At 54.1% G+C, this 6295-nt stretch carries 4 protein-coding genes; 2 read left to right on the top strand and 2 right to left on the bottom strand.

All coding sequences use genetic code 11. The features are described 5' to 3' along the window. Window positions 1-156: 156 nt before the first annotated feature. Window positions 157-2145, bottom strand: a complete 1989-nt coding sequence (locus HY028_12020; GenBank protein MBI3345555.1) for a hypothetical protein — start codon at window positions 2143-2145, stop codon at window positions 157-159. 99 nt (window positions 2146-2244) lie between these two features. Further along, window positions 2245-4134, bottom strand: coding sequence for a S8 family serine peptidase (locus HY028_12015; protein ID MBI3345554.1), 1890 nt, complete (start codon window positions 4132-4134; stop codon window positions 2245-2247). A 452-nt stretch (window positions 4135-4586) separates the two neighbouring features. On the opposite strand from HY028_12015, the gene HY028_12010 reads away from it, so the two are divergent. Beyond that, complete coding sequence (locus tag HY028_12010) at window positions 4587-5522, top strand: ATP-binding cassette domain-containing protein (protein ID MBI3345553.1); 936 nt, start codon at window positions 4587-4589, stop codon at window positions 5520-5522. Continuing rightward, window positions 5519-6265, top strand: coding sequence for an ABC transporter permease subunit (locus tag HY028_12005; protein ID MBI3345552.1), 747 nt, complete (start codon window positions 5519-5521; stop codon window positions 6263-6265). Before HY028_12010 ends, HY028_12005 begins: the two co-directional genes overlap by 4 nt. The last annotated feature ends 30 nt before the right edge of the window (window positions 6266-6295 follow it).

The following is a 6295-nucleotide window of genomic DNA, read 5'->3' as shown; positions in this document are numbered from 1 at the left end:
GGGTTAGCACTGAAAAACCGGCACGACGCTCCTTGCTCTCCCACGGGCTTGGTGTCCCTAGGGCTGATCGAGCTGCCGGGCCGGGCTGAATTAACCATCAACCAACTCATTCATGTCCAGCAAAACGAAACATACAAGGGCGGGGGTGAGGGAGAGCTAAAACCGATACCGTGTCAACGGGATCTGCCTGCCATCCGGCAGCGTGAGCGTCGCGGTGGTTCTACTTGTGAATTCAATGGTGATATTTCCTACATTGGCATTCACCTGAGTGGGTTTCTGATAGAGGCCTGTCAAGGTCTGTCCATTAGCGTATTGCTCCCACTGGCCCTGATAGAGCGTAGCAGACGTCATATTACCGGCGGAGATGTACCAGACCGGATTGCCTTGGTCATCATACATATAGCCGCCGATAAACAATTTGTTACCCTGCACTTCCAGGGTAAAGCCTCTGCCGCTTTCACTGTCACTCCACCACCAGCCGGCTTCAGGCTGAAAGCTCGGGGTTCCTGCACCGAATGTATAGCGCTCTATGGGTATCGTCCCGCCCGGCCAGGTGAGGGTGCCATGGGTGGCGTCGCTTAACTGTACCGTGACGTTGCCGGCATTGGGGTTGGTGAGCGCATAGGATTTATACGGTCCTGACAAAGTCTGCCCGTTGCCAAACGACTGGAGGATGCCTTGATAAAGGGTGTTATTAGTTATTGGTCCCGCAGAGGTGTACCAGGTCGCCCGGCCCGAGGTGTCATACAAATACCCCGCCATGAACAGGGTATTCTGACTCACCTCGACGCTGAAGCCGCGCCCGCTTTCGTTGGGATTCCACCACCAACCGGGTTGGGGGAGGCCGGAGTCGTTGAGGTAGCGGGTGAGAGTGAAATTATATTTTTGTATGTCGCTACAGAGACCTCCTGCAAGGATTATTTTATTGTCGGCCGCTACAGATATGGTAACACCCGTAGCAAGCACTGATGCGGTGATTATCTTCCCGCCATCACCAAAAGTAGTGTCCAAGCCGCCATTAGCGTCGTAACGCGCGAGACCCAACGCCCCACCATATGCACAAGGAGGGGGGACACCGAATATTCCGTCTTGGAGGGATATAGCTATTATCCCGGCAACTATAATTTTGCCATCCGGCTGTAAAGCAACGGCTGTAGCAGAATCACTTCCTGCCGTAAAATCCGTAATGACTTGGCCAGCGTTACCAAAACCGCTATCCAGGATGCCATTAGCGGTATAGTGGGCTAAGACAAAGGCGGAATTCCCCGAGCCTATCGAAGCAGCCCCCGCTATAAGGATTTTGCCGTCCGGTTGTATAGTGACTGCATTGCCTTCCTGCACGTCCACTTTGCCGGCCACGCCAAAGCTTTCATCCAAACGGCCGTCTGGGTGATAGCGAACGAGCTGTGTGCTGCGCGCCACGATAAGCTTGTCATCCGGCTGGACAGCTAGGGTCCCTATTTCGTTACCGCCGCTGGACAAAGTAGTTACCTTCCCTCCGACACCAAAACTGGTATCAAGCTTCCCGTCAGCCTGATAGCGAGCAAGGGTAGTATAACTGTCTGATGACACCGGGGAAAACGATACACCTGCTACCACTAGCCTTCCATCTTCTAACAAGGCAATCTTATGCGCATAATCCTGGCTAGCCGCGAAGTCAGTGATGACTTTTCCACCGTTCCCAAAGCCGGTATCCAAACTCCCGTCGGTGTTGTAACGGACCAGGGCAAAATCTATCTCACCGAGTACATTAAGTTGGATCGCAGTTCCAGCTACCACCAGTTTGCCATCCGGCTGCCTTAGTATGGCGCTCGGGGATTCACTATAGCCCAGATCGGTTCTCACACTCCCCCCATTTCCAAAACCAGTGTCGAGAGTTCCATTAGCATTAAGTCTGGTCAAGCTAAAATCATATCCAGTTGCGCTGGAGTATTGTGAATTAGCCCCCATTATTTTGCCGTCAGGTAGGACCACTACGCTGCCTCCAGCGAAGCCGGGTTCAAAGGGGCTGTAGAACACAACCCCGTTATTGCCGAAACTTGAATCCAGATCACCGGCTCGGGCATAAACCAGGCTCGGGATGATGAATACTATAAGCAGTATGGATAGCGCCATACGCCAACGCAGTGAGGGATCGTTCATCATAGTTAAACATTCCGGTTTGATCAGATTAAAACACAGCCCGCCCTGAGGGCGGGCCGCTCTTGTGTGTTCCTCAGACTTGATGCGGAGGAGCATCGAGTGTCAATACGGACGATAGCCATAGTTTGGATAGACATAACCAATCCAGTCGGTGTTCCCCGAGTTTTGGGTATAGCCCTGGCCGGTCATGTAACTCAGCTCGCTCTCAGGAAAAATGGCATGATCATCCCGATAGGAATTGTACTTGCGCATCAACCGCACCATCCCAGGTTGGGGAGAGAGCGACTTGGGATAGATATAGCCCTCTATCCCGTCTAATTTGTAACCCGAGCTTACGTACTGTTGTACCCCTGTTAACTCGGTGGTGTAAGTGTGGTCAACGTGGCTATAGTTGCGGCTGCATATGGGATTGTAAGGCGCAGGGTCACCGCATTTGTAACTCATGCGATACAAGGGGACAAGCTCATAATAGGGAGAGAAAGGGTTCACATGGGTGGTGTATACCCAGACCTGAGCACGAGGTACTTGCGAAGCGCCTCCTGGGAAACCGGTATAGCTCCACAAGGCAGTGCCCACACTGGCGTAGGGATAGTAAAGATTAAAGGGAAAGCCAGGCCCAGGAAGCACATTGCCCGTAACGGCGGCCTTACCCATTTGGGGGACAGTGGTATAGAAATAGTTTTCGAGGCCTGAGCTATAGAAGCTAAATAAAGGGGTAAGCCGATCATTCGTGCTCTGTACCGCCATGACTGAGGCATTGGCATTTGGAATACCATAGCCCCATGCCCGATCCCAGTTGGGATAGCGGCTAGCGTAACTAACGAGATAGCTCTTGATTTGATCACGGGTTAATAGAGGATTGACAGACCTCAGCAAGCCGGCGATGCCTGCGACATGCGGCGCCGACATTGAGGTGCCGGTACAAATGCCGTAGCCTGCGCCGACTGAGTCGCCGGCGTTGTCTCCGCAACGTAAAGGTGCATTCCAATTGTAATTGGTATAGACGGTTGACAACACATCCTTAGCGGGTGCGACAAGTGCCAGATTCTGACCTCCATTTGAACCAACAAAGTTGGGTTGTGGGTTCGATTCCTGCCAGATATTGCCATAAGCGTCGGTACCTCCTACCGCAATGACGCGCGGATCAGCAGCAGGAAATTGGATTGTGTTCGTGATAGTCGGGGTTGTATTCAAGAAACCATGATTGCCCGATGCTGCAATTACTACAACATCTTGCGCAGCCGCATAAGCCAAAGCTGGGCAGAGAGGATCATTCGGATAACTTGTGCAATTACAACTAGAGTTAGTCCAAGTGCAGTTGTCGAATTGCAAACCGAAACTTAGATTAAGAACTTGAGCACCGGTAGACACTGTACGATTTATGCCTGAAATAGCTGCTGACTTTATAATGCTTGGCGCCCCTGCCTTAATTACCATCAGGCTACAATTCCAACATGCGCCCGCCACCCCCAATGAATTATTGGTTGCTGCCGCCATGATGCCAGCGGTATGGCTGCCGCGACCTGCTGCACCATTTCCAGAGCCTGCAGGATCTTCATCCACGCTCGTATTGGTCGTGGCGTAATTGGCAGAAAACTGTACGCGAAAGTTGGTTAGCCAGGGTTGACTCAAGTTTGCCAAATCCGGATGGCCCAGTTGTATCCCGTTATCGATGTGCCCTAGATACGCATGACCTCTTACTTTGTCCCAGGCAGTACCTAAACTCAGACTATTCATGCCCCACTGACTGTTATACACAGTGAAATACCAAGAGTACCAAGGAAAGAGTGGATCAGATGGAGTCACGGAATATTCCCCATAACTATTTTCACCCACCCAGATCACGTTCGAGTCACGTGACAGCTTTTCCTTCATCACAGTAGCGACAACGCTGTTGGGATAGGTGAGTACTACATACCGCTGCAACATTTCTTCCGGATCGGTTTTGTTCAAGGTGACGCGGCGGAGAGGGGGAATGCGTTCCGGAATCAACAGCCTCCCTGCCTTGGGTGAGCCTAACCGTGAATACAGGGCGGCATTGGTGGGGGTCGTATTGGGGTGATCTGTGGCGTCTACGATCTGTTCGGCGGTAGCCGGAGCGCTTTGGGCTTCGGCATTATACAAGACAATAAGCTCAGTGACTTCGGGCTTTACATCCTGCGGGGGGGGGGGGCAGCAAACAGACTGGCCGAAACCAGTGATAACAGAAATGTTAAACCTGCTCGTGCTGAAAGATTCATGACTGCTCTCCTCTTCGTCCGTAGTTAGAATATCGGTTCTTCTGTTTACTGAGGCTGATGATAACAGCCTAATTGTTGCAGTGATATGAAGATTAGGGTTATCTTGGCGCACTAAAGGCAGTCAAGACCATTCTTCCATATGGACCCTATAAGCCTATAACCTATTAATATTATTAATAAAAGAGTCGCCTAGACAATATTGATATGAACAGTGAAACCCTGATCCGAGTCGAACACCTGTGGCGTTATTACGGCGCGCTGTGCGCCGTGCGCGATGTCAGTTTCGAGGTGCGGCGCGGCGAGGTGCTGGGGTTCCTCGGGCCGAATGGCGCGGGTAAATCCAGCACCATGCAGATCATTAGCGGCAATCTCGCCCCCAGCGCAGGGCGGGTGTGGATCGCCGGCTACGACATCCTCGATCAGCCCAGACTGGCCAAGGCCGCGCTCGGCTTCCTTCCCGAACAGCCGCCGCTGTACCGCGAGTTGAGCGTGGATGAATACTTAAGCTTCTGCGCACAGCTCCATCGTATCCCGCGCGGCCGCCGGCGTGACGCGATCAGCACTGTCAAGGAGCGTTGCGGTCTCACCGGGGTGGGGCGGCGCTTGATTGGCAATCTGTCCAAGGGTTATCAGCAGCGGACCGGCATCGCCCAGGCCATTATTCACTCCCCCGCCGTGGTGATTCTCGACGAGCCGACGGTGGGACTCGACCCCATTCAAATCCGAGAGATTCGCAGCCTGATCCGCGATCTGCGCAACGAGCACAGCATCATCCTCTCCACCCACATCCTGCCGGAGGTGCAAGCCACCTGTGACCGGGTGCAAATCATTCATCAGGGGCGATTGGTGCTGAGCGACGGCATCGAGGGGCTGATGCGCCGGATGGACGCCTCCAGTCTCTATCTCGGATTGCGCAACCCTCCCCTGTTGGAGAAACTGCGTGCGGTGCCGGGCGTCATCGCCGTGGAAAGCCTGGACGACGGGCGGCTGCGCGTGCACCATCCGCCGCAACAAAATCCCGCCGAGACGCTGGTCACCATGTCGGTGCAACACGACTGGGGTCTTTATGAACTGACCCCGGAGCGGCTCTCGCTGGAACAGATCTTTGTGGATATAACTCAACAGGAGGCGGCGGCCTGATGATATTTGCCTTGGCCGCGAAGGAACTGCGCAGTCTTTTTCTGTCTCCGCTGGGGTGGACGGTACTGGCCGTGATACAGATCATCCTCGGCTATCTGTTTCTGATCCGCGTTGATTTATTTTTGCAGGTGCAGCCCAGCCTGGCCGGCAGACCCGACGCGATAAGCCTGGGCGACGTGGTCGTCGCGAACCTGTTCGGCAGCGCCGCTGTCGTGTTATTGCTGGTGGTCCCGCTGCTCACCATGCGGCTTGTCAGTGAGGAGCGGCGCAGTCAAACCCTGTCCCTGTTATTCACCGCGCCCATCTCGATGACACAGATTATTGTGGGAAAATATCTGGGCGTGCTCGGTTTTCTCCTCATTGTGATAAGCCTGCTCGCACTGATGCCGCTGTCACTGTTGCTGGGCGGCCGTCTGGATTTCGGGCAGTTCGCAGCCGGCCTGCTGGGGCTCACCCTGCTGACGGCGAGCTTTGCCGCCGCCGGCCTGTTTATCTCCACTCTCACCGCACAACCCACTATTGCGGCCATCGCGAGCTTCGGCCTGCTGCTACTGCTGTGGCTGCTCGACTGGGCGGGCTCCGACGGCGGCGGTCTGTTTGCCTATCTGTCGCTGGTGCGGCATTACGAGGCCCTGTTGCGCGGCGTCTTTAATAGTAGCGACATCCTGTACTACCTGCTCTTCATCATCACCTTTCTGGTGTTGGCCGTGCGGAGGCTCGACGCCGACCGCTTGCCACACTAAAAATAATTAGGACCGCCAAGACGCCAAAGG

Source organism: Gammaproteobacteria bacterium, assembly GCA_016195665.1.
In the GTDB taxonomy this organism is placed as follows: Bacteria; Pseudomonadota; Gammaproteobacteria; order SURF-13; family SURF-13; genus JACPZD01.
Note: the sequence above shows the minus strand (reverse complement) of the source record. Positions and strands in the feature narration are given on the sequence as shown.